This is a genomic window from Hydrogenovibrio sp. (assembly GCF_965140365.1).
Taxonomy (GTDB): Bacteria; Pseudomonadota; Gammaproteobacteria; order Thiomicrospirales; family Thiomicrospiraceae; genus Hydrogenovibrio.
The window spans coordinates 2,259,427-2,286,009 of the sequence record NZ_OZ223196.1; the positions used below are offsets into that span (position 1 = coordinate 2,259,427).

23 protein-coding genes are annotated in these 26,583 nt (G+C 50.1%); 9 read left to right on the forward strand and 14 right to left on the reverse strand.

Annotated features, from left to right (window positions below):
• The first annotated feature begins 166 nt into the window (after positions 1-166).
• Positions 167-2,755, forward strand: coding sequence for a methyl-accepting chemotaxis protein (locus AC0KH7_RS10680; RefSeq protein ID WP_472373267.1), 2,589 nt, complete (start codon positions 167-169; stop codon positions 2,753-2,755).
• An 81-nt stretch (positions 2,756-2,836) separates the two neighbouring features.
• Here AC0KH7_RS10680 and sppA read toward each other — a convergent pair whose 3' ends face one another.
• From sppA to AC0KH7_RS10695, 3 genes are all read right to left on the reverse strand, one after another.
• The gene (sppA, locus tag AC0KH7_RS10685) at positions 2,837-3,805 is read right to left on the reverse strand and encodes a signal peptide peptidase SppA (RefSeq protein WP_472373268.1); all 969 of its coding nucleotides are present in this window, start codon (positions 3,803-3,805) and stop codon (positions 2,837-2,839) included.
• 203 nt (positions 3,806-4,008) lie between these two features.
• Positions 4,009-4,266, reverse strand: a complete 258-nt coding sequence (locus AC0KH7_RS10690; protein ID WP_472373270.1) for a hypothetical protein — start codon at positions 4,264-4,266, stop codon at positions 4,009-4,011.
• A gap of 219 nt (positions 4,267-4,485) precedes the next feature.
• Positions 4,486-5,586: a TRAP transporter substrate-binding protein gene (locus tag AC0KH7_RS10695; RefSeq protein WP_472373272.1), complete on the reverse strand. Its 1,101-nt coding sequence runs from the start codon at positions 5,584-5,586 to the stop codon at positions 4,486-4,488.
• A 228-nt stretch (positions 5,587-5,814) separates the two neighbouring features.
• Between AC0KH7_RS10695 and AC0KH7_RS10700 the strand changes: the two genes are divergently transcribed.
• On the forward strand, positions 5,815-6,153 hold the full coding sequence (locus tag AC0KH7_RS10700) for a HopJ type III effector protein (RefSeq protein WP_472373274.1): 339 nt from the start codon (positions 5,815-5,817) through the stop codon (positions 6,151-6,153).
• A gap of 70 nt (positions 6,154-6,223) precedes the next feature.
• Here AC0KH7_RS10700 and AC0KH7_RS10705 read toward each other — a convergent pair whose 3' ends face one another.
• Positions 6,224-6,616, reverse strand: a complete 393-nt coding sequence (locus AC0KH7_RS10705) for a hypothetical protein (protein ID WP_472373276.1) — start codon at positions 6,614-6,616, stop codon at positions 6,224-6,226.
• A gap of 242 nt (positions 6,617-6,858) precedes the next feature.
• Here AC0KH7_RS10705 and AC0KH7_RS10710 point away from each other — a divergent pair, with 242 nt between their 5' ends.
• Positions 6,859-7,800: a DnaJ C-terminal domain-containing protein gene (locus tag AC0KH7_RS10710; RefSeq protein ID WP_472373278.1), complete on the forward strand. Its 942-nt coding sequence runs from the start codon at positions 6,859-6,861 to the stop codon at positions 7,798-7,800.
• A 98-nt stretch (positions 7,801-7,898) separates the two neighbouring features.
• On the opposite strand, the gene AC0KH7_RS10715 is transcribed toward AC0KH7_RS10710, so the two are convergent.
• The 4 genes from AC0KH7_RS10715 to AC0KH7_RS10730 form a co-directional block, all read right to left on the reverse strand.
• Positions 7,899-10,103, reverse strand: a complete 2,205-nt coding sequence (locus AC0KH7_RS10715) for a TonB-dependent receptor (RefSeq protein WP_472373280.1) — start codon at positions 10,101-10,103, stop codon at positions 7,899-7,901.
• Positions 10,104-10,147: 44 nt separating this feature from the next.
• A complete protein-coding gene (locus tag AC0KH7_RS10720) occupies positions 10,148-12,265 on the reverse strand; it encodes a TonB-dependent receptor (protein WP_472373282.1) in 2,118 nt (705 codons plus the stop codon).
• 176 nt (positions 12,266-12,441) lie between these two features.
• Positions 12,442-13,458, reverse strand: a complete 1,017-nt coding sequence (locus AC0KH7_RS10725) for a hypothetical protein (protein WP_472373284.1) — start codon at positions 13,456-13,458, stop codon at positions 12,442-12,444.
• 95 nt (positions 13,459-13,553) lie between these two features.
• Positions 13,554-13,829: a hypothetical protein gene (locus tag AC0KH7_RS10730; RefSeq protein ID WP_472373286.1), complete on the reverse strand. Its 276-nt coding sequence runs from the start codon at positions 13,827-13,829 to the stop codon at positions 13,554-13,556.
• A gap of 405 nt (positions 13,830-14,234) precedes the next feature.
• Here AC0KH7_RS10730 and pgm point away from each other — a divergent pair, with 405 nt between their 5' ends.
• Together pgm and AC0KH7_RS10740 are read left to right on the forward strand one after the other, a co-directional pair.
• The gene (gene pgm / locus AC0KH7_RS10735) at positions 14,235-15,881 is read left to right on the forward strand and encodes a phosphoglucomutase (alpha-D-glucose-1,6-bisphosphate-dependent) (protein WP_472373287.1); all 1,647 of its coding nucleotides are present in this window, start codon (positions 14,235-14,237) and stop codon (positions 15,879-15,881) included.
• Between the two features lie 14 nt (positions 15,882-15,895).
• The gene (locus AC0KH7_RS10740; RefSeq protein WP_472373289.1) at positions 15,896-16,114 is read left to right on the forward strand and encodes a hypothetical protein; all 219 of its coding nucleotides are present in this window, start codon (positions 15,896-15,898) and stop codon (positions 16,112-16,114) included.
• Positions 16,115-16,202: 88 nt separating this feature from the next.
• On the opposite strand, the gene AC0KH7_RS10745 is transcribed toward AC0KH7_RS10740, so the two are convergent.
• From AC0KH7_RS10745 to AC0KH7_RS10755, 3 genes are all read right to left on the reverse strand, one after another.
• On the reverse strand, positions 16,203-16,721 hold the full coding sequence (locus tag AC0KH7_RS10745; protein WP_472373291.1) for a hypothetical protein: 519 nt from the start codon (positions 16,719-16,721) through the stop codon (positions 16,203-16,205).
• Between the two features lie 31 nt (positions 16,722-16,752).
• Positions 16,753-18,198: a protein adenylyltransferase SelO gene (locus tag AC0KH7_RS10750; protein ID WP_472373293.1), complete on the reverse strand. Its 1,446-nt coding sequence runs from the start codon at positions 18,196-18,198 to the stop codon at positions 16,753-16,755.
• Positions 18,199-18,353: 155 nt separating this feature from the next.
• Positions 18,354-19,157, reverse strand: coding sequence for an ABC transporter permease (locus tag AC0KH7_RS10755; protein ID WP_472373295.1), 804 nt, complete (start codon positions 19,155-19,157; stop codon positions 18,354-18,356).
• Between the two features lie 189 nt (positions 19,158-19,346).
• On the opposite strand from AC0KH7_RS10755, the gene olsF reads away from it, so the two are divergent.
• A complete protein-coding gene (gene olsF / locus AC0KH7_RS10760; protein ID WP_472373799.1) occupies positions 19,347-21,077 on the forward strand; it encodes a bifunctional ornithine lipid synthase OlsF in 1,731 nt (576 codons plus the stop codon).
• A gap of 200 nt (positions 21,078-21,277) precedes the next feature.
• On the opposite strand, the gene AC0KH7_RS10765 is transcribed toward olsF, so the two are convergent.
• Entirely contained in the window at positions 21,278-21,706 is a 429-nt protein-coding gene (locus AC0KH7_RS10765; RefSeq protein ID WP_206197891.1) for an Hsp20/alpha crystallin family protein, read from the reverse strand.
• 284 nt (positions 21,707-21,990) lie between these two features.
• Between AC0KH7_RS10765 and AC0KH7_RS10770 the strand changes: the two genes are divergently transcribed.
• The 3 genes from AC0KH7_RS10770 to AC0KH7_RS10780 all read left to right on the forward strand — a co-directional run bounded on the left by AC0KH7_RS10770 (position 21,991) and on the right by AC0KH7_RS10780 (position 25,481).
• Positions 21,991-22,458, forward strand: a complete 468-nt coding sequence (locus AC0KH7_RS10770) for a thioesterase domain-containing protein (RefSeq protein WP_472373297.1) — start codon at positions 21,991-21,993, stop codon at positions 22,456-22,458.
• A 140-nt stretch (positions 22,459-22,598) separates the two neighbouring features.
• On the forward strand, positions 22,599-23,480 hold the full coding sequence (locus tag AC0KH7_RS10775) for a type 2 periplasmic-binding domain-containing protein (protein ID WP_472373299.1): 882 nt from the start codon (positions 22,599-22,601) through the stop codon (positions 23,478-23,480).
• The gene (locus AC0KH7_RS10780) at positions 23,481-25,481 is read left to right on the forward strand and encodes a putative bifunctional diguanylate cyclase/phosphodiesterase (protein WP_472373301.1); all 2,001 of its coding nucleotides are present in this window, start codon (positions 23,481-23,483) and stop codon (positions 25,479-25,481) included.
• A 73-nt stretch (positions 25,482-25,554) separates the two neighbouring features.
• On the opposite strand, the gene AC0KH7_RS10785 is transcribed toward AC0KH7_RS10780, so the two are convergent.
• Positions 25,555-25,878, reverse strand: coding sequence for a succinate dehydrogenase assembly factor 2 (locus AC0KH7_RS10785; RefSeq protein ID WP_051673446.1), 324 nt, complete (start codon positions 25,876-25,878; stop codon positions 25,555-25,557).
• Positions 25,859-26,575, reverse strand: a complete 717-nt coding sequence (locus AC0KH7_RS10790; protein ID WP_472373303.1) for a succinate dehydrogenase iron-sulfur subunit — start codon at positions 26,573-26,575, stop codon at positions 25,859-25,861. Before AC0KH7_RS10790 ends, AC0KH7_RS10785 begins: the two co-directional genes overlap by 20 nt.
• Positions 26,576-26,583 lie beyond the last annotated feature (8 nt).

The window sequence follows — 26,583 nt, forward strand, 5'->3', positions numbered from 1 at the left end:
TTTCACTTCCGTACGTACATACACCAACCTATTGATTTTAAATCATTTTCATTAATGTTAATCATAAACATTTGTCTATGCAGGTGCATCAAATAACCTTTGTTGTCGCCCTGAAACCATAGTAAACTTGGGGAGAAAAATAACGAAAAAAAGAGGAACAACGGTCATGTTCAAAACCATCCGCGCCAAATTGCTTGGCAGTTTCATTCTGCTGACCGTCCTGGTCATCGGGATGTCCATTTTTAGTACCTATGAAATCAATCAATCCGCCGACGGTTTCAAGGATTACCGTGAAATGGCTGTCGATGGCAGCATAGCCAGTGAAATTCAATCCAATATGCTGATGGTGCGTCTGAATGTACTCGATTACATGGCGCGCCCAGCCGATGACAAAGTCAAACGTTTCCAAAAGTATTACGACCAAACGGAACAGGTCATCCAGCAAGCCCACGCCCAAATTGAAAACCCTGAGCGCGATAAACTCCTCAATCAAGTCGAAGAAGGCCTGAGCCAATATTACAAAGGGTTTTCGGAAATTCAGGCTTTGGTTGCCCAACGTAATGAAATTGTTGTCAACACTCTCAATGCCAACGGGCCGAAAATGGAACAGCTCCTCACCAGCGTGCAACGTAGCGCACACGAAGATGGCGATTCGGAAGCGGCGTTTACCGCCGCGGAAGGCTTGAGAACCTTGCTTCTGGCGCGCATCTACACCATCAAATTTATCGAAGCCAACCGTAAAGAAGACATGGACCGTGTCCTATCGGAGTTTGAAAACCTGGATCGAGACATGCACGCCCTACAACAAAGAATTCAAAACCCGGTGCGGATCGACCAATTGAACCAGTTGTTCACCTTAACTGAAACCTATACCAATGGCGTCAAAGCACTGAACCAGACCATCACTTCACGTAATGAAATCTATGATACCCAGCTCGCGGTCATCGGGCCGCAAATCGCGGCCTGGAGTGAGGACGTCAAATCTTCCATCCGAGCAGAACAGGATCGCATCGGACCGATGGTGCAAGCCTTGAATGAAAGCATTATCAACACCTTGATCGTGATTTCCATTATCATCGCCGTATTGTCGACACTGGTGGCGATTTTCATTCCGCGTACCATTGCCAACGGTTTGAACAGTATTCAGCAGAATTTGGCCAACGTCAGCGACACCGGCGATTTCTCGATTCGCGCGAATGAAAGCCGTCAGGATGAAATCGGTGCCATGGGGCACTCGGTCAACCAATTGCTATCCAATATGCAAGGCGCCATCAACGAAGCCAATAAGGTCGTCACCGCCATCGCGAAAGGCCAATTTAACCAACGTGTGGAAATGGACTTGAACGGCGATCTGAACACCCTGAAAGAAGGCATTAACAACTCCGCCGATTCCATTGACGAAACCATGCGCGAGCTGGGCAAGGTCATGGAGTCCATGAATCAAGGCAACTTCAATATATCCATGAATGTCCAGGCTGAAGGCGATTTCCTGAAAATGGTCAATAACGTCAGCGCCACCATGAAAGCCTTGAACCAAACCATCAGCGGCATTATCTCCGTGATGGATGCCATGCAACAAGGCCAATTCGAACATCGCGTCAACGTGGAGGCCAAGGGCGACCTGTTGAGATTGAAAGACGGCATCAACGTTTCAATGGAAGCGTTGGAAAACGCCATTCAAGACGTGACCCGAGTGGTGGTTTCCCAATCCGAGGGCGACCTGACCCACAACATCACCGCCGATTACCACGGTGAATTGAAAACCTTGAAAGACGCGGTTAACACCTCCGCGGCCAAACTGACCGAAGTGGTTTCGCAAGCGGTCAACGCCACCAACGTTGTCAGCACGGCATCTTCGGAGGTGTCACAAGGTTCCATGGACTTGAGTCAGCGTGTTCAGGAACAGGCGGCGGCACTGGAAGAAACGTCTTCCACCATGGAAGAGATGAACTCGGCGGTTCAAAACAACACCGAACACGCCAAGCAGGCGACGGATGTCGCCCACCAAGTGCAACAAAAATCGACCGAAGGTTCCAAAGTCATGCAGGAAACCATCCTGGCCATGAACGCCATTCAGGAATCCAGCCATAAAATTTCGGAAATCGTTACCTTGATTGACGGCATTGCGTTCCAAACCAACTTACTGGCGCTGAACGCGGCTGTGGAAGCGGCACGTGCCGGGGAGCACGGTCGTGGCTTTGCGGTCGTCGCCGGTGAAGTACGTGCCTTGGCACAAAAATCGGCCGATGCCGCCAAAGACATCACCAATCTGATCAACGAAAGCGTCACCCGCATCGACCAAGGAACCAAGCTGGCCTCCGAGTCCGGTGAAGTGTTGAGCACCATCAATCAGTCAGTGGACGAAGTGGCTCAGATGATTGAGCAAATCGCCCAAGCATCGGTTCAACAGATGGAAGGCATTGAGCAGGTGCATCGCGCCATCAGCCAAATTGACGAAGTCACACAGCAGAATGCGGCATTGGTAGAGGAAACCTCAGCCGCCGCAGAAAGCATGAGTGAACAATCCGATATTCTGGCCAGAGACATGTCGTTCTTTAAAACCGGTAAAACAGCCCAAATTGCGGCCCCAAAAGTTTCTGACAAAGCTGCTAACGGAAAAGCCGCACTGCCGGCCCCGAAAAAAGCCGACGCCAAACCGGCCGACCAGTCAAAAACGACACAACCGGAGCCGGTTCGAAGCCCGAACAAACCTTCCCCGGCACCGTCAGAAGAGGATGAATGGGGCGAATTCTAAGACTCGATTCACGCTCCACGCCATCAAAAAGGCCGACAATTGTCGGCCTTTTTTATTTCTGACAGTATCCTTTCGGAAGAATCATTCCAGATACAAGTAATAAGACCCGGGCCGCAATTCAGTCAAAGGCGTCAATAAATTGCTTCGAATCAGATTCATTTCCGGCGCCGCGCCATTCGTCATCATATTCGGCGAATAAGTATTGGCATTGACATTATTATCAAACCGGTAAGTCACCAGATCACAGCGTTTGGCTCCCGCCATTTGGCAAGCCTGTTTGGAGGCGCCGGACAAATACCCGACCGAATCGACCAAACCGGCTTTGACCGCGTCCTTGCCCAAGTAAACCTTAGCGGTTTTAATGGCCGCCATTTGCTGATCGGTCAAACCTCGCTCGGTTTTCACCAAACCGTAAAAACGATTCGCCATTTCATCAATCAACCCTTGCAGATAAGCATCGTCTTCCGGCGTCATGCGACGGAACGGCGACCCGGTGTCTTTATTCGAACCGGTTTTGTAGGTTTTCACCTCCACACCGATTTTGTCGGACAGACCGACCACATTCGGCAGAATGGTAATCACCCCGACCGAACCGGTCAAAGACGTTGGATGCACCTGAATATGATCCGATGCCAACGACAGGTAATAGGCACCTGAAGCCCCCACATCCATCATTTGTACATACAGCGTTTTACCGGTGCGTTTTTTGAAAGACTTCAACTCATGGTAAAAAATATCACTGGTGGTCACGCCACCGCCTGGCGAATTGACTTTCAACAGCACGGCTTTGATGTCGTCGTCCTTCTCGGCTCGACGCAACTGCATCATCACCTTATCAAGCAAACCGGGCGAGCTGTCTAGAAACCCTCTCGAGGGTTCGTTGGAAATGGTGCCTTCCACCGGAATCATCAGCACTTTGCCGTCCGAATCATCCACTTTGGCGACAACCTGCTCTTTTAAAGGCTCGTCGTAACTCGGTCCCAACTTAATCGTGGCGCAACCTGACAATAAGCTCGCCCCCAATAATGCCACTGCAGTTTTCTTGAACATGGGTTTTCTCCTGTTTAACGGCCTTCAGTTTACCGTTTTTCCGACGGCAGTAAAATAACATCACATATAAAAAACCCGGCACTGAGTCAGAGCCGGGCAGGTGCTTGGAGAGCAATAAAGAGCAGATGGCACGAATGCCGAACGCACTTTTGAAGACGGGCTAGCCCGCGTGTCCTGCCGAATCGACAGGACGATAAATCGAATTACTCAAAACTGTAGGTGTCGTATTTACGCCCGTAAACTCGGTTTTTATCCACACACGCGTCCCACGACCAACACAACATCTGGTTTTGGTAAACTTCCGCAAACACCACTTTTGAAGCGGCTTGCGCCTGCTGTTTTTCGGCCAGCTTTTCAATCACGGCTTCACTTCCATCAAAAGACCAAGTATCTTCGGCCATCGCCGCTTGAGCACCAAACAGACTTGCTGAAATTGCACCGACAAGGAATACGTTTTTCATCTTTAAATCTCCTGTTAACCCACTTTAAATAAGCAATCATTATGCATACATAATAATTATTAATATTAGAGTTTACTTATTAATTTTCAAGATGCAAACAGAAACCATGAGATCATCACCATGTTCAACGGTTTCTTAAAGATTGGGAAAATGGATGACGCGAAATGCGTGAAAGAAAAGCCGGAAAAGACCAGGCCTGGTCATTTCCAAAAGTGTTGTTTACAGGTTGCGTGCGTTCAGGAATGCCAATTCCGAAACATTGGTCCATTTGGATACCTGCTCTTTAAAGGCTTTTTGCGATGCCCAAACTTTCGTGGACAATGGATCTTTCGCCGCTTCCTCTTCAATGACTTCGGCCGAAAGTTTTTTCAACTCTTTCAAGACCGAATCCGGGAAGTAACGCAGTTCCACATTGTGCTTCTCAACCAAGGTCTGCAACGCCTGTTGGTTACGTGCCATGTATTCCGACAACATTTCCAGGTTCGCCACTTTCATGGCATTCCGCACAATGCTCTGCAAATCCGCCGGCAGTGCATTGAAGGCTTCTTCATTGATCATGCATTCCATGGTGGTGCCCGGCTCGTGCCAACCCGGCGTGTAATAATATTTCGCTGCGCGGTAAATGCCGAACGCCAAATCGTTATAAGGCCCCACCCACTCGGTCGCATCCAAGGCGCCGGATTCCATCGACGGGAAAATATCCCCGCCCGGCAAGGATACCGGCACGCCACCGGCTTTCTTGAGCACTTCGCCGCCCAAACCGGGCATGCGCATTTTCAGGCCTTTCAAATCAGCCACGGAATTGATTTCCTTATTGAACCAACCGCCCATCTGGGTGCCGGAGTTCCCCGCCGGGTTGGGAATCAAACCAAACGGTTTGTAAGCTTCTTCCCACAATGTTAAACCGTCGCCGTAATACAGCCAGGCGTTCATTTCATCCGGCGTCAAACCGAACGGCACCGACGAAAAGAACACCGAGGCCGGAACCTTGCCCTTCCAGTAATAGGCACCGGCGTGGCCCAACTGCGCATTCCCACGTGAGACCGCATCAAACACCTCAAAAGCGCCAACCATTTCACCGGCCCCATAGACCTTAACGTGAAGGCGACCGCCGGACATCTCATTAATCAGCTCCGCCACTCGGTTAGCGCCGGTGCCCAGGCCTGGGAAGTTTTTCGGCCAGGTGGTGACCATTTTCCATTCCACGGTTTCCATCGGTTGCATCGCCGCCGTTTTCGGTTCGTCTTTCTGTCCACAAGCAGTCATCGCCGTGGTGGCTGTTGCACCGGCAATCGCGCCGATAAAATCACGTCTTTTCATTGAATCTGTGCTTCCTTGTTAATGCTTTGACAATCAATTTAATGCCCCATATTTTGCCATTTTTTCAAGACGTTATCTTGCCTAATTTTAAATTCACCACCGGAAAATCCTTTCAAAAAAGTGGCCGGAACGCGGCTTTGGTGGAAAAACCCACCGTCAAGAAGCATGCCTTTGATAAAATACTCCGCCAACGAAACCACCTGATTTCCAAACGTCAAAGGAGCGACCATGACACTGGATGCCTTAACCGCCGAACTCAACCAACAACCGGTCGATTTCAAAACCGTGATGCAAACCATCGACAGCCATTACGATTTCACCCCGACCCGCTTTCAAAACGGCGAACAAGTCAACGAGGCCGACACCAACAACGGCTCCTGCAAAATTTTCGCTTTCGCCAAATTAAACGGTCTGAACGAACAAGCCACTCTCAATGCTTTCGGTGATTTTTATACGCAGGATGTCCTGCAAAACCCGGACGGGCAAGACCACGGCAATATCCGCAATTTTATGAAAACCGGCTGGGGCGGGGTGCAATTCGATGCCATGCCACTCACAGTGAAATAAAATGTTCGTTTTAGAAACGTCGCCCGATCGGGCGGCTTGAAAAGAAGTGTAAAAACCGTTTAAGCCTGTCTCAGGAAGAAGAAATGGCGACCCACTTGTTGCAGTCGTCGTCCAACTCGCACAGTTTGCTCTCGTAAACGGTATCCAGTTTTTCCTGCTCTTGCGGCAAAATACTGAGAATCCGCAAACCATAAATGTACTCGCCGCTGAGTTCTTTCAACTCCACAACCTGCAATTGACAGAAATAAATGGTCAACCCGTCGATTTGAATATGGCAATCTTTCAGTTTTTGCCGACGATTGAAATGAAAGGCTTTCGCGCCCTGATTCGGGCAATGCACCCCTAAGCCTTCACGACTGAGGCTACGCCCTTTCAACACTTCCTCCCCATTATGGAAACTAAAAGGGGTCGAAATGGCCGTCGAAATAATGTCGTCTTCTTGTGCTGTGACACCGTAAAACATGCGGGAACCTTGGTAAATACTTTGATTGCGTGGAATTTCAAACTCAAAGACAAACTTTAATAATAGTCAATTTCACTTAGTGTTCAAGCCCCAAAGGCGTAATTTCCGTTAAAATTTAAATATCTCAATCCTTCAGGTGAATACCCCTACAAAAAACAAATGAATACGAAATCGACGACAGCCCTTGAAAACCTTTGGCATCATCCCCATAAGCTAGGTAGCTTAAATTTTCAGGAAAAACAATGGAATATAAAGATTACTACGAAATCTTAGGTGTGGAACGCAGTGCCTCGGAAGCGGAGATTAAAAAAGCCTACCGAAAACTGGCCGCCAAGCATCACCCCGACAAACCGAGCGGGGACGAAACCAAATTCAAGGAAATCAATGAAGCCTACGAAGTATTGGGCGACACCGAAAAACGTCAGATGTACGACCAACTCGGCCCCAACTACCATAATGGCCAGAACTTCCAACCCCCACCGGACTTTGAAAGCATGTTCGGCGACGGGTTTGGCGGTGCCGGTGGTCTGGCCGGAGGCTTCAGCGACTTTTTCGAATCCATGTTCGGCGGCGGGTTCGGCGGGCAAGGCGGTTTCGGACATCAAGGCCAAGGCTTCCAACAAAAAGGCGACGACCAAATCGTCAAGGTGTTGGTGACGCTGGAAGAAGCCGTCAATGGTGCGGCGAAATCCCTGAACCTACAGATGCCGAACCCCAACCAGTTCGGCCAGGTCTCGCACCAACCGAAACAATTGAAAGTGAAGATTCCGGCCGGCGTCAAACAAGGCTCGCGCATTCGTTTGAGCGGCCAAGGATCGCCCGGTTTCGGTGGCGGCCCGAACGGCGACCTGTATTTGGAAGTGGACCTGCAAAACCACCCGCTTTATAAAGTGGATGGCGACGACATTATCCTCAACCTGCCGCTGACGCCGTGGGAAGCCGCTTTGGGCACCAAGGTCGAAATCCCGACATTGAAAGGCAAGGTCAATATGAACATTCCGGCCGGCACTCAGTCCGGTTCGAAACTGCGCATCAAAGGCCGCGGTCTAGGCAAGGGCGACAAAGCTGGCAACCAATATATCTTGGTGCAAATCCACACGCCACCGGCCGACAGCGACGAGGCCAAAGCCTTTTACGAAGAGATGGCGACCAAGATGCCATTCAATCCACGCGAACACTTCTAAAGCGTTCTCGCTCCTGAAACGAAAAAACCGCCAGGCCTGGCGGTTTTTTATATCTCGTTGATACCGACCGCCGACGTCAATCGACGACGGTTCAAACATCAAATTTTGAACGGCAAACGTGCATGCAACTGGAAGTTACGTCCCATGCCCTGCGCATACCCTTTATAGGTATCGAGGAAGTCACGATACTGCACATCCATCAAGTTCTGCACGGTCAAATCCAAGTATAAGCGTTGCTTGCCGAACTTGAACCCGGTACCCGCTTCCAGATTCCATAACCAGTAATCTTTGGTGGAAGCCGTTCCGAACGGTGTGCTGTCAAACTGGCTGAAGGGTTCATAAGACCCGGCCGAATCCTTTTCGGCCACGTACTTCGTGCCCAAGCCAACGTAAGGCTTCGCCAGATACTGGCCGCTGCCAAACGTGTATTGCGCGCCTAAAGTGGCGTTATTCGCCGGCATCAGAGGCAGGTCACGATTGTTTTTGGTATCGCGCCCTTGCATGATTTCCGCCGTGGCTTGCCATTGCAATTGCGGCGTCATGCGATAGGTCGCCGACCATTCAATCCCTTGAATCAAGGCATTCGTTTGTGAATTGATCATCAAACGATACGGATAATTCAAGTTCTGCGTTGGTTGGCAATTGCCGTCATGGTCGCAATACTCTTCGGTCTCGGTATTTTCCAGCACGATATAATTATCCACCCAGTTGGAATACACCGACAAGGTCGAGTGTAGATTTTCCGACTGCCAGGTCGCCGCCAATTCGGTGTTAATGGAGGTTTCCGCTTTCAAATCCGGGTTACCCAGTTGATAGGCTTGCACCCCGCCGTGCGCGCCGGAAGCATAGAGTTCAAAAATGGACGGCGCGCGGAAGCTGCGTCCCAGGTTCCCGGTGAAGGTCCAGTTGGACGTATAGTGGTACGCCACGCCCAAAGCGCCGGACCAGTCCGAGAAGTCGCGTGAATTGTTCGAGCTGTTGTACACCCCGGTTTCATCCCAGAAATGGGCATTTTCAGAGCTTAACGGCGCTTTGACGTGCTGACTGTCGTAACGCGCACCCAATTCAACATCCCAAGGGCCGAAGGATTGTTTCTCCACCATAAAGATGCCAGCACCGTCTTCGGTCGCGCTCGGCGTCAAATGACCGGAACGCAAATCCTGGTCTTTGGTGTAACCGCTGACACCGAATTCACCTTGCCATCCGAAGAACTCCGGATGTTCCACTGCCAATTGGTAGTCGTCGCGGTGAACAACGATGTCGAGATATTCCTCGTCATCCTTGTAATCGTCCATATCCTCATACGTCACTTCGTGCATCGCCTGACGCTGGTTACGAGTATGGGCGTATTTCGGTTTGATGACCCAATCACCGGCGAAAAACTCAGCTTTTAATTGGGTTTCGGAATTGGTCAGATTTTGCCCGGCGGACGGAATCAACTCATATTCACCCGGTGCCGCTTCCACGCCCAGATAGTTTTGTTTGGATTGCCAATAATTGTGACGCAATTCCACTTCACCCCAATCGCCGCGATAACCCGCGCCAATGACAGCCGACTCGCCTTCAAAGTTGGTGTAAGGCGTGGTGCCGGTGACCAACGGCTTGGTGCCTGGCGGATCGCCCGGTGCCACATCGCCCGCTTCCGGGCCGTCCGGCGTCACAAAGTCGTTGCCGCGACGTTTGGTCACGCCCCCGACCAGACCGAAGCCATTGGAAGACAGTTTGGCCTTGGCGCCAATCATGGTTTCGTTATTATTGGAATTCACTTCGCCCATCAATTCACCGGACGCTTTGGTTTCACCCGGTCCGGCATAATCGATTTGCGGGCCGACGACATTCACCGCCGACTTCACCGCTTGACTGGAATACTTCAGGCCTTGCGGGCCGCGAATCACTTCCAAACGCTCCGTCAAAGCCGGGTCCACATTCGGGTTATGGCGCGTGCCTTCCGCCTGATATTCCATGGCCATGCCGTTGGACAACACCGGCAAACGCAACGAGGTATCGCCACGCACCACCGGCTTACCGGACTGCGGGCCGGTTTCCAAGGTATTCACGCCCGGCAAGCCGTCCAGTGCCTCACCGAGGGAAGCGGTGCCGTTTCGCTCCATTTCCGCTTTAGACGGTTGTAAAGTCGTGGAGGTACTGATGTCCACCGGTTCTAACGGCGGATTCAATTGCGATTCCACGGAAATTTTCTCTAATTGGGTTGTTTGGGTCTGCTTGCTGTCTTCCGCCCAGGACACGTTCACCGACGCGCCACTGGCCAACAGAATCGCAGACACGAGTTTCTTTTTTAACATTACTTCTCCTTAGGATTTTAGAACGCTTTTCTTTCCGCCCTGATTTAAAAGTCCAACTGAACTCCGACCGAAAATTGACGGCCAATCAAAGGCGCATAATCCTTCAAGAAAGAAATATGGTTTTGCGCGTATTCATCTAACAAATTATCACCCTTCATCCATAAAACCCAGTTTCCATACTGCGTTTTCGGTTTCCAGTCCAAATACAATTTCAGCCAGTTATAACCGGGCGTTTCGGCTTCATGCTCCGCTACTTCCGTGGCTTCAAAGACATGCTTCAAACTCAAGCTGGCGGTCCATTGGTCTGGTGCGTAATTCAAACCAATCAACCAACTCATCGGTGCGGTTCTCGGTAAATTGCCGCCGCTGACTTTTTCTGCTCGCAGCGCATCAAACTGGTTTTGTAAAACCAATGGCACTGAATTCAAGCGAACCACATTCCAATCGTACGCCACGGAACCGCCATAAAATATCGCATCCGTCTGTTGGGTCTCCCACACGGGGCTCAAGTGAAACGGATCGGTCACGACTTGTCCTTGGTCGTCGTATAACGTCTGCTGATAAATGTAATCCCAAAAGCGATAGAAAAACGCACTGACTTGCAGCCTTCCCGTGTCATTTTGCCAATCGGTATCCCAATCCAAGTTTAAGGATTTTTCTTTGTTTAAATCACGATTCCCAAAAATATAACTGTCAGTCGCGTGATGGAAACCGTTCCAATACAATTCATCCGCACTTGGCAAGCGTTCCAGATAGCTTAAGTTCAGCGAGGTTTTCAAACCTTTCGATAACGGCTGCTCCCAGCCGGCAGACAAACTCGCCGCCCAGTCGGTATCCGTGTTGTAATAATCCGGGTCCAGCGATGGCGGATACACCCAGGTTTGTTGAATATTATCCGGGTTGGCTTCCAGATTTCTCACTTCAAGGTGCGCCCCTAAACTTAACACCGCGTCGCTATCCCCCACCGGTCTTTCCGCCAAAATGCCGACGTGTCCGGTTTGTGTATCGGTATCCGGCATGGGGTTACCATGACTGTAAGGCAAGCCGGTCGCGTTGTAATAATTCAAAACCGATGTGCCGAGCGGTCCACCGGTACGATCCGCCTTGGTGAATTTTTCACAACCGCCGTGCTCGTGGCATACCTGTAAATCGTTTTGACGATAGCCCACAATCACCGTTCCCAACCATTTTCCGACACCGTAATCCATCGTCAGATTCGCCTCCGTGGTTTTTTGCCCGAACAGCCCGTCCCGCTCGTCGCCCTCGGTTTCATCATGCAGATAGTCGGTGTAGTTCAGATCAAACTGCAAACGGTCGATATGCTTGCTCAAGTCCAACTCTTCGATTTTCAGGCCATACGTTTTACTGGTCATATCAATGCGAGTGGCTTCAGTCGTACGATTCGGAATGCCGTAATCCTTGTGCAAATACTGATACGAAACCGCCACACGGCCGGTCGGGCGATATTGATAACCGGCCACCACCTTGCCCTGTTCCGTCAGAACATCCGAATTCCAGATTTTATTTCCGTCACCGTCGGTATAATCTTCCGTCTGGCTTTTAAACCCCGACAAATGCACCGAAAAAGCTTCTCCGGCCGCTGACAGAACCGCGCCGAGATTACGTGCATCATTATTATCTGCGGCCGAGCCCTGCAGTTTTCCATGCAGCCCTTTCTTCGGCGAAAAACTTTCTTCGTCATCCACCAAACGCACAATGCCGCCAGCATTTGCACCATACAAAACCGACGCAGGGCCTTTCAACAATTCAATGCGTTCCGAGGCCTTCGGCATGACGCCGACGGCATGATCCGAACTCATCGCCGACAAATCGGATACTTCGGTATCGTTTTGCAGAATTTTCACTCGATAACCGTCCATGCCTCGAATCACCGGCCTTCCCACGCCCGGTCCGTAACTGGCCGACTCCACATTAGGCTGGTCATCCAGATAATCGCCTAAGGTATTGCCGGTGGCACGACGACTTTCCGGGTCGGTTTTGATTGTCTGGCGCTGTGCATCGGAATCGTCCATCAAGGATTCTTCGACTTGAATCGCATCCAACTGAACTTTTTGCCCGCCATCTTGTGCCGCGGCCTGACCACTTGCCAAAACGGCGAACAACATCGAAACGGAAAATATTTTAGAACCCATTACTCTCATTTAAACTTCCCAGTTCATAAAACCCCTGCGGAAAACCGACTTTCCAGTTGCCAACGTCGGCCTTGGTCAGTCGGTTTTCCATAAAGGTTTTGATAAAACGCTTTAACCATAGCGAAATGACAAAAACGACCAGGCCTGGCCGTTTTTGCTATTTGACGAAATGTCTTCAACCGAAATTACTCTTCGTGCTCATGGTCATGGTCGTGCTCGGAACCTTCGCCGATTGCCGCCATCAAGTCAGCATGGAAGCCGGCTGGCAAAATATCGGCCAGATCCCATACCGAATGCTGGTGATAATCGGCGCCGTGGTTGTCCACCAGATATAACTTTTGCACATCCGGAATAAAGACCAACACCCCGTCATCGCTGGCATGCGCAATCGTCGTACGGCTGCAATCCGAAATACTCGAAACACCGTCTAACTCAACAAACGGTTGCGCACTTTCCAACTCTTCGCTGGCATTTTCCTTATAGAAATACATCCGACCGGATTCCGTCAGCGCAAAATGAATCAAATCACCGTGATCGTGCTCAACTTCCGCGGCTTCATGCTCATGTTCATTTTCATGTTCAAACTTCAGGTAAGGGTCCACATAAGCTCGGCATAATGTTTGGTCACCCGGCAAAGCCGGTGCCACTTCGTTTTCCAACGTTTGCTGGTCGGCCACGCTATCATTCAAGCGAATCAATGCCGCTTCTCTAGCACTGCCCACTTCAGGGTTAGCAAACTCATCCGCACTGTGTGCCGCTAAGTCTTCACCATGAAAATGCACCAGTTGCACAAATTGATCGCTGTCAATCGTCGCACCGGATTGATAAGTGTAAGAAGGCTTCATTAACAGATACTTCATATCGGTGGCCGCTACGCCGTCCACCATGCGGAAATCCGCCCAGTTATAGAAAAAACCGATGGTACTGGTATCGCTAATGGCCAACTTTTGAACCGCCGAATCCCCGCTTGATGCGGCTAAATCATTTAAATCGACAGAGGTTTCCGTCGTCGTGTTATAAGCAATGTATTTTGGTGAGCTGGCATCCACAAATGACAGCGTTAAACCATCCGGCAAAACATCATTCGTTTCAGGATTATCGCCGCCACCAGAACCGCTGGAAGACGAACCGCCACAACCCGTTAGCAGGGCAAGCGTCAATGCGGACACTAACCCCAACTGTGTTTTTTGTACAATAGACATAACTATTATTATTCCTTTTCAGAGTTTCATTCAGATACAAACACGCCTTTGCATAAGCAAAGCGTGCAAACATTTCAAACAAGAGAGTTTAAGATTTAAATCTGAAAAGGAACCGGCGGAGCACGGCTGAAATAGACCGCCGCAAAGGTCGCGGCAAACGACAAGATGGAATCCGGGCGCCACACATTCCGGTAAACAGGCGTCTGCGGCAGCTCGAAACTCGGCGTGAAGGCACTGGCTTGGTGCTCCACGCCGTCAAAGGCATTACACACTTCCGTGTGTTCATGGAACGGATGAATCTCGGCGTGCAGAAGAGCCGCCGTCTGCGCGAACAGCAACACGAACGCCAGCCACAAATGTCGCCAGGACATCGTGTCAGGGTGAAAAGGCCGAAGCCATGGCTTCGGCCATGTGTTTGTGAGAGTTCGTTGATTCATCGTCAAAAAATACGGGGTCGCTACAGGTTGCTGGAATATTCACTTAGATGTTCCGAGATAACCCGCGTCGGTTACATCTTTACATTTTTATCATTACATTTTGTTACATAATAACACTCTCTATTTTAGCCCCTCCTGACATGAAATCCAGTGATTAATAAAATTAATTTCAAAAAGTCATCAAAACCGTTAAACCAGGCCTTTATACCCTTTAAAAGGCAATGGTTTTTCGGTTTGTTTGACAGCTTTATGAAAGGCGCGGATTCGGCATGATTTTTTCAAACCGCATGGCTATAATGAAACCAATCGTTGCACAAAATCACTTATGAAGGATGCGCTATGTCTCTGTCTCCCTACGCCGGAAAACCTGCCCCACAATCCATTCTGGAAAACATTCCCAAACTGATGACCGACTACTACAACCTGATTCCCGATGCCAGCAATCCGGATCAGGCGGTGGCCTTCGGCACCTCCGGCCACCGTGGCAGCGCCAGCAAAACCGCCTTCAATGAAAACCACATCGCCGCCATTTCACAAGCGATTGTCGAATACCGCGATGCCCAAGGCATCACCGGCCCAATCTACATCGGCATGGACAGCCACGCCCTGTCGGAAGCCGCCCACGCCACCGCCATCGAAGTCTTTGCCGGCAACAGTCTGAACGTGATTATCCAAGGCAAAGGCCGTTACACGCCCACACCGGTCATCTCGCACGCCATTCTCACCTACAACGAAAACCGCACCGACAACATGGCCGACGGCGTCATTATCACGCCATCGCATAACCCGCCGGAAGACGGCGGCTTTAAATACAACCCGCCAAACGGCGGCCCGGCCGACACCGACGCCACCTCCGTGATTCAAGACCGCGCCAATGAAATCCTCATGTCCGACATGCAAGCCATCAACCGTATGCCGCTGGCCGAAGCAATGGCTTCGGAATTCGTCAAAGCCGAAGACCTCATCATGCCGTATGTCAAAGACCTCGACAAAATCGTCGATATGAAAGCCATCAAAGACGCCGGACTCAAGCTCGGCATTGACCCGCTCGGCGGCGCGGCGGTGGATTACTGGCAACCGATCGCCGACCATTACGGCCTGAATCTGGAAATCGTCAACAAACACGTCGACCCGACCTTCTCTTTCATGACCGTGGATAAGGACGGCAAAATCCGTATGGACTGCTCCTCGCCTTACGCCATGGCCAGCTTGATTGCCCTGAAAGACGACTACGACATCGCCTTCGGCAACGACACCGACACCGACCGCCACGGCATCGTCACCCCTTCGGTCGGTTTGATGAACCCGAACCACTATCTCGCCGTCGCCATCCAATACCTGTTGACCCACCGCCCGAATTGGTCGGCGGACGTTAAAATCGGTAAAACACTGGTGTCCAGCTCGATGATTGACCGCGTCGTCGCCTCTTTGGGCAAAACCCTGGCGGAAGTGCCGGTCGGTTTCAAATGGTTTGTGGACGGATTGGTGTCCGGCGACTATGCTTTTGGTGGCGAAGAATCCGCCGGGGCGTCTTTCTTGAAAATGGACGGTACCGTCTGGAGCACCGACAAGGACGGCATTATTATGAATTTATTGGCGGCGGAAATCACCGCCGTCACCGGCAAAGATCCAGGGCAACTGTATCAGGAACTGACCGAACAATTCGGCCACCCGGTGTACAGCCGCATCGACGCACCGGCCAACCGTGAACAGAAAGCGATTTTGAAAAATCTCTCACCGGATATGGTCAAAGCCGACACTTTGGCGGGCGAACCGATTCTGGACAAACTCACCCATGCTCCGGGCAACGGCGCGGCCATCGGTGGCCTGAAAATCACCACCGAAAACGGCTGGTTCGCCGCCCGTCCATCCGGCACCGAAGACATCTATAAAATCTACGCCGAAAGCTTTAAAGGCCAAGCGCACTTGGATGAGATTTTAAAAGAAGCGCAAGCGATTGTGAGTGAAGCGTTGAAAGGAAAATAATTGGAGAAGTCGTTTTGAATGATATTTCAGAAAAATGGGCTATTTTATGGAGCCCACATCAAAAACGATTCCATCAGCAAAAATTTGATGAAATGATTGATGCAAATATAAAAATTTTTAAGAATAGAAGCCAAGGTGGCTATATTTTATTGGATATAACGGACTCGCAAGATCAAGCAAGAACTAAAATAGAAGAACTCAAAAAGATAAGAGACCGCATTTATCCAGAGTGATACATACCATCTAAATCTAAAATTCGTACGGCTTGAAACAGTTTCAGGCCGTTCTGTGTAAGCTTATAACGACTTAAAGCTTGCCAATTCACGCAAAAAAATCAATTACTTTTTCTCGATCACGAACACGCTTAACATCCAACTCTTCCCCACTTTGAAAGCTCAAATGCAAGTCATGTTCCACGCGATTGGTTTTGTGTTGTCGCGCGCTTCTGGGTTCTATTTTCCAATCGGCGATATCCGCTCGTTGAAAGCGGTGGATTTCCAGAGGAAACAGTAACACCATCTTGTCGTTGTCGGCATCCACAATCAGTTTTCGGCCCAAGCCTAAGTCCACTTCGTTCGCGGGTTGAAAGGCTTCGGTTTCCAACAGGCGTTGATAGGTTTGTACCACTTCGGCTTTCAGTGCCTGATGTTGTTTAAAGCCATATCGCAATAACAGCAACCCCGGCAACACCCACAGCCCCCAGATGGGTAAGGTGTGGATAAAACCGTTTGAGAGTTGGCTAATCGCCAGCACCAAACCGGATGCGACAATCAACGCCACCACCCACATCCATAATTTAAAACGCGCTAAGTGGCGCGGCGTAAAGGTTTGATAAGCCATCCTTACATTTCCCGTTTTATTGCTTGTTTTGTTAAGAAGAGCAACTCAGTTGCAACCCTTTTTGTTCCGAGCTTGGCGGTTTCTGAAATTCCGCCAGGCCTGGGTGTTCTTCGAAAGGTGAATGCAAGGCTTCCACCCAGTGTTCTAACGGCTGGTAATCACCGTTTTCGGCGGCTTCGATAATGCCTTGTGCAATGTAATTCCGTAAAACGATGGCCGGATTGGCGGCCAAAATCCGTTGCTGGCGTTCCGACTCGGAAACGCTTTCCTGCTGCAACCGAGCGTCGTAACGCTGAAGCCAATCGACAAAGGCACCGGGTTGGTTCAACAGCGCCATCAACTCAGTTTCATCCGGTTGATTCCATTTCGCCAAACGGCGGAAAAACAAACTGAAATCCACCCGATGCTGATCCATTAACACCAATAAATCGCCAATCAGGTTTTTATCGTCGGGTTGCACGGTATGCAATCCGATTTTACGATTCATCTCATCGATGTACTGGCGATTATAGGTTTCCACAAAGGCTTCCAGGGCCTCATTTTGCGCAGCTTCGTCCAACACTTTATCGAAGGCATGTGCCAGCAGTTGGCAATTGGTGACACCGATTTTCGGTTGCTGATTATAGGCGTAACGTCCTTCATAATCCGAATGATTGCAGATGTACTCGATTTGAAAATCGTCGAAAAAGGCATAAGGCCCGAAGTCGAAGGTTTCACCAAGGATGGACATATTATCGGAATTCATCACCCCATGATTGAAGCCCACCGCTTGCCATTTCGCCATCAGCACGGCGGTGCGCTCGCAAACGGTTTTCAGCAAAGCGGCACTGCGTTTCGGTTCTGCCAGTGATTGCAGTTCCGGGTAATGATGTTCCACCACAAAGTTGGTCAGAAATTCAAAGGTGGCCGGGCCTTTGGAGGCGGCCCACTGAAAATGCCCGAAACGAATGTGGCTGGGCGTAACACGAATCAAGCTGGCGCGCGGTTCAAAGGTTTCGCGCTGTACTTGTTCGTCACTGGTGGCGATGGATAACGCACGCGTTGTGGGCACGCCCAAGCCGTACAAGGCTTCGGACGCCAAATACTCGCGAATCACCGAGCGCAAAACCGCCCGACCGTCACCAAGGCGGGAATAAGGCGTGCGCCCGGCGCCTTTCAGGTGAAAGTCCCAGGCCTGGTGGTTTTTGTCTTCCCAGCGCCCCAGCAACACCCCTCGGCCATCACCTAAATCCGGGTTGTAATAGCCGAACTGGTGGCCGGTGTATTTTTGCGCCAGCGGCTGTAAATCGAATTCCGCCAGGCCTGGCGAATCCAACTGTCCGGCGGTCAGGGCCAGTAATTGTTCGTCACTCAAGTCACAATCGATTTGCTGCATCAGCGCCCGGTTGACCGCCACAAGACGCGCGTTTTGCTGCGGCTCCGGCCAGACGGGTTGGAAAAAGGATTTCGGCAATTCGAGATACGGGTGCTGTAACATATTCAACCTGAGGTTTAGGGTGACGGAATCGCGCGAACGTTCTGCCAATATTCGACAAATACTCGGCAAAGACTGAGCGCGCTTTAAGGTTATTATAACGCGCCTTGTCAAATCCGACAGGTTTCAAAGAGCCGATCTGGGCGTTTTTCTATTTTTCAGCTTTTTACCAAGTGTGACAGATTCAGGCGCATCCGTGGGTCGAACAGTTTTTTCTGCGCCAACCACAAGGCAATCAACACGCCCGAAGCGGTGGACACCGTAATCAGAAACATAATCATGATTTGGTATTTAACCGCTTCCATCGGGTCGATGCCAGCGAGGATTTGCCCCGTCATCATACCGGGCAAGGACACGATGCCAGCAGCGGCGAGCATATTGATGACCGGAATCATCGCGGTGTGCAGGCTTTGCTTTTTCAGGAACATCAACGCTTCCTTGGCGGTGTAGCCCAAGGCCAGTTGCGCTTCGATTTGCGCTTTCTGTTTCACGGCGCTTTTGGTCAGGGTATCCAAGCCGAGGCCGATGGCGGTCATGCTGTTGCCGAGAATCATCCCCAGCAGCGGAATGGCGTATTGCGCTTCGTACCAGGGTTGCGGCTGAATCACCAGCGTCAGCGAGAAAATCGTCAACACCAGAGCGGTCATCGACAACGACAATAACCCCACCATAAAAGAGCCGGAAGCCAACCCATTGGCTTGAAAACGATACGTCTGCCGCTTGAGAATTTCATAACCGGCAAACAACAGCATGATCACCGACACCAATGCCACCAGCAACCAACTGTCGGCATTGAACACCCAGCTTAACCAGACGCCCATAAATAATAACTGCACCACCATGCGTGCGGACGCCACCCAAAGCTGGCGCGTTTGCTCGAAGCCGTTTAGTAACAGCAACAAACCAAGCAGCAAGATCATCACCGATAAACCGGCCAAATCATAATAACTGAGCGAAATCATTTTTAGTAAACCATTGTCATATTTTTGTTACACAACCGTCATTTGAAACTCATGCATTTGTCACCTTGACGTCAACTGGACAACTCAGAATAAGTCAGTTAAGAGACGAGTAGAACCGCCATGCACGTGCTAGACGAATCCTACGTGCCCTCAGAGCAATCCAAGAAGACGACTGACGAAGAAAACATTATGCTGAATATCGAACAAACCATTCTCGAAAAATACCCCGATTTCAATCAGAAGCCGGGCGGCAAACAGCTGATTAAATTTCTGAAAAAGCTCACCTACGAAAACGAAATCAACCGGTTCATCGAAGAGAACAAGCACCTACGCGGTTTTGCCTTCCTCGACAAAAGCCTGGAACATTATAACTTCACTTATCAGGTCAACAACCGTTCTTTTAACAATGTGCCGGCCGAGGGGCGCGTGGTCATCGTCGCCAATCACCCGATCGGTTCGTTGGACGGTTTGGCACTGTTGAAATTCATCCGCAGCATTCGCCCGGACGTGCGCATTGTCGCCAATGAATTGCTGGCCAATGTCGAACCCTTCCAATCGTTGTTTTTGACGGTGGACAATATGGATGAAAAGGCCAATCACAAAGCCTTGTTCAAAGCCATGATTGCCGCGCTGGAAAACGAAGAGGCGGTGATTATTTTCCCGGCGGGCGAAGTCTCGCGCATTCGGCCCAGTGGCGTGCGCGACGGCAAGTGGAAAAACGGTTTCCTAAAACTGGCGAAAAAGACTCAATCGCCGATTTTGCCGATTTACATCGACGCTCGCAACTCCGCTTTATTTTACGGTTTGTCCACCCTGTACAAGCCGCTGGGGACGCTGATGCTGGTCAAGGAGATGTTCAACAAAAACGACCAACAGATTGCTTTCCACGTCGGGCCGATGATTCCTTGGAAGTCACTGGCAAAATGCGATTGGCCGCTCCCCAAAATCAGCAAATTGCTTCGTAAACACATTTACCGCTTGAATCAGCCCGGCAAAGCCATTGCCAAACTGCCGTTCGAAACCGAAAACACCATCGCCCACCCGGTGAATCGCAAGGCCTTGAAACAGGATTTGAAAAACGGCGAGCTGTTGGGACAGACGGTGGACGGCAAGAAAATTTTCCTATTCGATTACGAGGCCGATTCACCGGTGATGCGTGAAATCGGTCGCTTGCGCGAACTGACCTTCCGCACCGTGGAAGAAGGCACCGGCGATGCCTTTGATTTGGACAAATACGATGCCGACTACCGCCATTTGGTGCTGTGGGACGAAGAGGATTTGGAAATTGTCGGCGCTTATCGCATCGGAGAATGCCAGAAAATCATCGAAAAAAACGGCCTGGACGGGCTTTACACCAGCACCTTATTCGACCTGAAACCGGACATCGAACCTTACCTGCCCAATGCGTTGGAAATGGGGCGCAGTTTCGTGCAACCGCGTTACTGGGGCAAACGCAGTCTGGATTATCTGTGGTACGGCATCGGCGCTTATGTGATACGCCACCCCGAAACCAAATACTTCTTCGGCCCGGTGAGCTTGTCGGATGCCTACCCATTACGCGCCAAAGAACTGATTGTCGCCTTCTTCCAAACCCAAATGGGCTCCCATCAGGATTTGGCCGCCGGGAAACGGCCTTTCGTGCCGTCACCGGACATTTTGGAACTGGCGGAAAAAGAATTCAGCGGCGACTATAAAACAAGTTATAAAAAGCTCAACAGCTTACTGACCGAGTTCGGCGTCAAGGTGCCGACCTTGTTTAAACAATACGCGGATTTGTGCGAGCCAGGCGGTTGCCGGTTTATCGATTTCAGCGTCGACCCGGACTTCAACGATTGCATCGACAGTTTGATACTGGTGGAAATCGACAAAATCGTCCCGAAAAAACGCGAACGTTACCTGACGCCGGTCACATCCGATTAATCCATCATGCGCCCAAAGGCCGCGTGAGCACTGAATAATAAAATATAACCGTGAAAACGTCCTTGTCTTGAACTCACCGGCCGGTGAGTTTTTTTTGCCCATAAAAAAAGGCCGGGGAAAATCCGCGGCCCTTGTAATGACAGATAAAATCATTCAATGGTTGGTTTGAATTCAATTTTGATGGAAACCTTCGTGGAAGATTATTTCACTTCCACCTTTTTGGTCTCAGCGCTGCGTTCTTTTTTCGGCAGCACGACTTCCAGCACGCCGTCTTCCGAACTGGCGGAGACGTTTTCGGCATCCACATTATCCGGCAGGGCAAAACTACGCTCGAACTTGCCGTAACTGCTTTCCACGCGGTAATAGTCTTCATCCTTGACCTCTTCCTTGGTTTTACGTTCACCGGAAATGGTCAATCGATTTTCTTTCACTTCCACATGGATATCGTCTTTTTTCACACCGGGTAAATCCACTTCGATGTGATAAGCGTAATCCCCTTCCCGTGTATTGACGGTCGGTGAAAACCCGGCCACATTCGATTCCGTGGGTTTCGGCATCATTTTTTGCAGCCGGTTTTCCAAATCCCGCAATTCACGAAACGGTTCCAACGTTCTTAAAAACATACTCATCGCACAACCCTCCCTTCAAAGAGAACAATACAACTTTCATTCAACGGTTATATAGGGGCTAAGAAATTGTTATTCAAGTCTTTTCAATAAAAAAACCGTACCGTTAAAATATGACAAAATGCCAGGCGAACGTCAATCTTTTTTAAGACTTTTTACTTAATACATATCAAGTTTTCAAAACAACCAGGCCTGGCCGGTTTTCTTCTAACTGGAAAACCAGCGGTTGGACACTTTCGGCACTCCGGCTATACTGAATCCCCCACACGTTTCACTGCGGAGACGCCATGACCGATTCCTCCAAGACGCCGAAAACTCTAAAAGCGCTGGAAACGCTTTTGCATCGAGACATTCCGCTCACCCAGTCCATGGGCTTGCAAGTCATGGAGGCCACCGCCGATTCCCTGCGTTTGCGCGCGCCTTTGCAAAACAATATCAACCACAAAAGCACCGCTTTCGGTGGCAGCCTTTACGCCAGCGCTGTGCTCACCGGCTGGGGATTGATTCATCTCGCCCTCACTGAACACGATTTACACGGCCACATCGTCATTCAGGAAAGCCACACCCGCTTTTTAAAACCGGTGAAAACCGACATCGAAACCCATTGTCGATTCGAATCCGAACCGCAATTGGCGAACTTTCTGAAAATGTACCGCCGAAAAGGCCGTGCCCGCATTCAACTGACCACGAAAATATACAATGAAGCCCAGGAGCTGGCGACGGTGTTTGAAGGCCAATATGTGGTGCACCGTTAATAAAGTAAAAACGCTAATAATCTTTATTACCAAGTGTGGCCGTAACATCCCGTTTTGCAAGAGTTTTAAGCGGATATTTCTTAAAAATTTCTTACCGGCTATGGTAGCATTAAGGTAATTTTTTATTATGGCCAATAAACATGATAAATATAATAAAAGCCGTCTTACTGAGCGGCCTGATTGCCCTTACCGGTTGCGCTGAAAAACCCGATAAAACCTTGAATATCATCGCTAATTCCTGGATTGGTTATTCACCTTTGTTTTATGCCAAGGAAAAGGGCTGGCTCGATGAACACGACATCCACCTTTCCAGCGTGGTCTCGCTCGGCGAAAGCTTACATATTTATCAGTCCGCCAAACTGGATGCCTTCGCCGGCACCCAATACGAATATCAAATCATGTACCGTAAGGACCCGTCGGTGATTCCGGTCATGCTACTGGATCGTTCCAACGGCGGCGACATGATTATGGGGAACCGTTCCCTTAGTGCCATTCAATCCGAAAACGGTCCCATCAATGTTTACCTGGAAATCAACAGTGTGAACCACCCGGTATTTCAAGATTTCATCCACCAGCACCAACTGGAAAATAAAACCTTCAATTACATCAACCGTGACCAGCTCAAACTGCAATCCGTTGCGGCGAGTGAAACAGCCCCTTCACTGGTCGTCACTTACACCCCCTACAACCATGAACTGGAAGACCAGGGCTTTCAAACCTTGGCATCCACCGCTGACAGTTTAAACCTGCTGGTGCTGGATGGACTTTTTACCACCGAAAAAATCTACCATCACCACAAAGGCCAACTGCTGTCGCTGAAAACATTGGTGAATCGCGCGATTCAAGCCCTGCATAATGACCCCAAGGAGTATTACAACAAGGTCAAACCCTATCTGGAAAACAATAGTTTCAAGGATTTTGAGGCCAGCCTGAAAACCATTGAATGGTTGAATGACGGTATTTCACCCGCCTTGCAAAAACGTTTGGACGCCGCCAACTTTCCGACAAGGGATTTGCTGTAAATGATCTCCATCCGCCGTTTCTCCCTTACCGCTATTGTGACGCTCATTTTGGTTTTTTACAGTGTGTTCTTATACTATTTTCTGGACGATCAGCAAAAGAAAACCGATCTGATTCTGGAAAACATTCGTCATGATTTATCGGAAACCGCTTACGTGGTCTCTTCTGAAATGGACTCGCCGAAAGAACTGCGTCACTTCAAGTCTTTCTTGCACCGAAAAGTGGCCAACAACCACTTGGTATCGGCCATGGCCATTGCTTCCGGCAGTCAAATACTGCTCACCACGGAACCCCGCATTCGCGCCACCCCTCCAGAAGACCAAACCCAGGAAAAGCTGAACGGTTTATCCACCCGTGAAATGTTGCGTTATGCCATTTACGAAACCGACATTCCTTATTTCATACAAAACAAGCCGGCCCATTTCAATTTGTACCTGTACGTCGATAAACCGTATTTGGAAAACTATTTCGCCAAAAATACCACCAAGTCACTACTCTTTTTCGGCGTGGTGCCATTGCTGCTGCTGGGGTTATTTTGGGGATTGCTGAAACGCTTTGTCACCAACCCGTTAGAACTGTTGCGCCAGTACGCTTATTACCAATCGGAAGTCCCGAAACGCTTCAAACTGCGCGAATTGGAATACATTCGCGCCTCCATGGTACAAACCTTCACCCGGTTGGATGAAGAGAAAAGCGAACTCTACCGTCTGGCCCGGACCGACAACCTGTCCGGCCTGGCGAATCGAAACCACCTGAATGAGCGTCTGAACTGGCTGATTTCCGAGTTTTCTCGCTCCGGGCAGGAATTCGCCCTGCTGTTCATGGATTTGGATAATTTTAAAACGGTTAACGACACTCTCGGCCATGAAGTTGGCGACAAACTGTTGCGCAATGTCTCCAGTCTCATCAAGCAGGTACTGCGCGAATACGACATCATCGCCCGGGTCGGTGGCGACGAATTTGTCATAGTAGTGAATCACCACGGCAACGAACATGAGCTCATCAACATCATCCAACGGGTGATTGAAAAAATCAGCGAAGTGCATTTGGTGGACAACCACCCGGTCAAAGTCTCTGCCAGTGTCGGTGTCGTGCTGTATCCAAAAGACGGCCAAACCATCACCGCACTCATGAAAAACGCCGACATCGCCATGTACGAAGCGAAAAACGCCGGCAAAAACCAGTTTAAGTTCTTCACCGAATCCCTGCATCAGCGACTGGTGCATGAGATCGAGCTGGAAAACAATATGCAGCGCGCCTTGAACAATGGCGAATTCGAACTTTACTATCAGCCGAAAATCGCTGTTCAAACCGGAAAAGTCATCGGGGCCGAAGCACTGATTCGTTGGAACGACCCGCAAAAAGGGCTGGTTCCACCCGACCAATTCATTCCAGCGGCCGAAAAGTCCGGATTAATGGTGCCGTTAGGCGACTGGGTGCTGAAAACCGCGATTCAACAGCAAATCGATTGGAAAAAACGTGGACTGGGCGATTTCCAGGTCTCCGTCAACCTCTCACCGGTGCAGCTCATCAACAACCACTTCGGAGACAAACTTAACCGACTGATTCAGGAAAGCGGCATTACGCCCAGCAAACTGGATGTGGAAATGACCGAATCGCAATTCATGGAAAACTCGGAACAAAACCTCAGCCTGCTGCACGCCATCCAGCAAAAAGGCATTTCCATTTCGCTGGACGACTTCGGCACGGGCTATTCGTCACTGGCCTATTTGAAAAAATTCCCAATCAACACTCTGAAAATCGATAAGACGTTCATGGACGATTACGATACCGACTCCGGGGCCATCTTCATCGAAACCATTATCAAGATTGCTCAGACACTCAACCTGAATGTCGTGGCCGAAGGCATCGAACATCGAGAACAACTGAAGTACTTGCAGGTAACCGGGTGCGAAATCTATCAAGGTTTCTTCTGCTCGCGGCCGTTACCGGCGTCGGAATTTGAAAAATTTCTCACCATGGAAAAAAGCTGCTGTCAGTGAGCCCGTTTCCAAATCTGAAAAACCGCCAGGCCTGGCGAAAATGTCGATAATTCCAACCGATGAACCGGCCGAATCAGGTTGAAAGATATCCGGCACGAATGGCTTCAATCAACGGTGTAAATGCGTCAGGAGCATCCGCGCCCTCCGAGTCCGGTTGAAGCAACCACTCAAAGAGCGTCTGGTCATCTTCGGCTAACAAGGCCTCCAATATCGGAAGTTGAGCCGCTTGCGCCGGTTCTTCTGGGTTCAAGCCTTGACAATAGGCCGATAACAGATGTTCAACTTCCGCATTGCCGCGACGGCAGTTCAACAGCAACCGCTTCCATTGCAATTGTCGCGACTCAGGCGTCTCCGGCATCATTTCCACCATGTGCGCTTTAATCCAACGGCTTTTCAATCATCAAGCTTTTCAATTCATTAATGGCCTGACTCGGGTTCAGCCCTTTCGGGCAACTGGCGGTGCAGTTTTGAATATTACGGCAGCGGAAAGTTTTAAACGGATCGTCCAGGCTTTCCAAGCGCTCGCGGGTGGTGATGTCACGGCTGTCCACCACAAACCGGCTGGCCGCCAATAAGGCCGCCGGGCCATGAAACTTATCCGGGTTCCACCAGAAAGACGGGCAACTGGTCGCGCAGCAGCCGCACAGAATGCATTCATAGCTTCCGTCAAGCTTTTCACGCTCTTCGGGGCTTTGCAGGAATTCATGATCCAAATCGACGTTTTGACCAGGCCTGGTCGCTTTCAGAAAAGGGTCCACCGCACGGTAATGGTCGTAAAACAGTTCCATGTCGATAATCAAATCCCGAATCACCGGCAGGCCCGGCAAGGGTTTAATCACCACCGGGTCGCGTAATTCGGACAGCCGCGTGATGCAGCTCAAATGGTTTTCGCCGTTCACGTTCATGCCATCCGACCCGCACACCCCTTCCTTGCAAGAACTGCGAAACGCCAGCGTCGGATCCTGTTCGCGCAGTTTATCCAAGGCTTCCAGCAGCATCATGTCGTCGCGAATCGCCGCATCCGGCAACTCATAATCCTGCATGTAAGGCTGGTCATCGACTTCCGGGTTATAACGATAAATGGAAAATCGCATTGTTTTGT

Coding starts and splice junctions, on each gene's coding strand:
- AC0KH7_RS10700 (WP_472373274.1), top strand. CDS start 5,815: ATGACACTGGATGCCTTAACCGCCGAACTCAACCAACAACCGGTCGAT.
- pgm (WP_472373287.1), top strand. CDS start 14,235: ATGTCTCTGTCTCCCTACGCCGGAAAACCTGCCCCACAATCCATTCTG.
- AC0KH7_RS10705 (WP_472373276.1), bottom strand. CDS start 6,616: ATGTTTTACGGTGTCACAGCACAAGAAGACGACATTATTTCGACGGCC.
- AC0KH7_RS10720 (WP_472373282.1), bottom strand. CDS start 12,265: ATGAGAGTAATGGGTTCTAAAATATTTTCCGTTTCGATGTTGTTCGCC.
- AC0KH7_RS10715 (WP_472373280.1), bottom strand. CDS start 10,103: ATGTTAAAAAAGAAACTCGTGTCTGCGATTCTGTTGGCCAGTGGCGCG.
- AC0KH7_RS10765 (WP_206197891.1), bottom strand. CDS start 21,706: ATGAGTATGTTTTTAAGAACGTTGGAACCGTTTCGTGAATTGCGGGAT.
- AC0KH7_RS10680 (WP_472373267.1), top strand. CDS start 167: ATGTTCAAAACCATCCGCGCCAAATTGCTTGGCAGTTTCATTCTGCTG.
- AC0KH7_RS10750 (WP_472373293.1), bottom strand. CDS start 18,198: ATGTTACAGCACCCGTATCTCGAATTGCCGAAATCCTTTTTCCAACCC.
- AC0KH7_RS10745 (WP_472373291.1), bottom strand. CDS start 16,721: ATGGCTTATCAAACCTTTACGCCGCGCCACTTAGCGCGTTTTAAATTA.
- AC0KH7_RS10725 (WP_472373284.1), bottom strand. CDS start 13,458: ATGTCTATTGTACAAAAAACACAGTTGGGGTTAGTGTCCGCATTGACG.
- AC0KH7_RS10730 (WP_472373286.1), bottom strand. CDS start 13,829: ATGTCCTGGCGACATTTGTGGCTGGCGTTCGTGTTGCTGTTCGCGCAG.
- AC0KH7_RS10775 (WP_472373299.1), top strand. CDS start 22,599: ATGATAAATATAATAAAAGCCGTCTTACTGAGCGGCCTGATTGCCCTT.
- AC0KH7_RS10780 (WP_472373301.1), top strand. CDS start 23,481: ATGATCTCCATCCGCCGTTTCTCCCTTACCGCTATTGTGACGCTCATT.
- AC0KH7_RS10770 (WP_472373297.1), top strand. CDS start 21,991: ATGACCGATTCCTCCAAGACGCCGAAAACTCTAAAAGCGCTGGAAACG.
- AC0KH7_RS10790 (WP_472373303.1), bottom strand. CDS start 26,575: ATGCGATTTTCCATTTATCGTTATAACCCGGAAGTCGATGACCAGCCT.
- AC0KH7_RS10695 (WP_472373272.1), bottom strand. CDS start 5,586: ATGAAAAGACGTGATTTTATCGGCGCGATTGCCGGTGCAACAGCCACC.
- AC0KH7_RS10710 (WP_472373278.1), top strand. CDS start 6,859: ATGGAATATAAAGATTACTACGAAATCTTAGGTGTGGAACGCAGTGCC.
- olsF (WP_472373799.1), top strand. CDS start 19,347: ATGCTGAATATCGAACAAACCATTCTCGAAAAATACCCCGATTTCAAT.
- AC0KH7_RS10755 (WP_472373295.1), bottom strand. CDS start 19,157: ATGATTTCGCTCAGTTATTATGATTTGGCCGGTTTATCGGTGATGATC.
- sppA (WP_472373268.1), bottom strand. CDS start 3,805: ATGTTCAAGAAAACTGCAGTGGCATTATTGGGGGCGAGCTTATTGTCA.
- AC0KH7_RS10690 (WP_472373270.1), bottom strand. CDS start 4,266: ATGAAAAACGTATTCCTTGTCGGTGCAATTTCAGCAAGTCTGTTTGGT.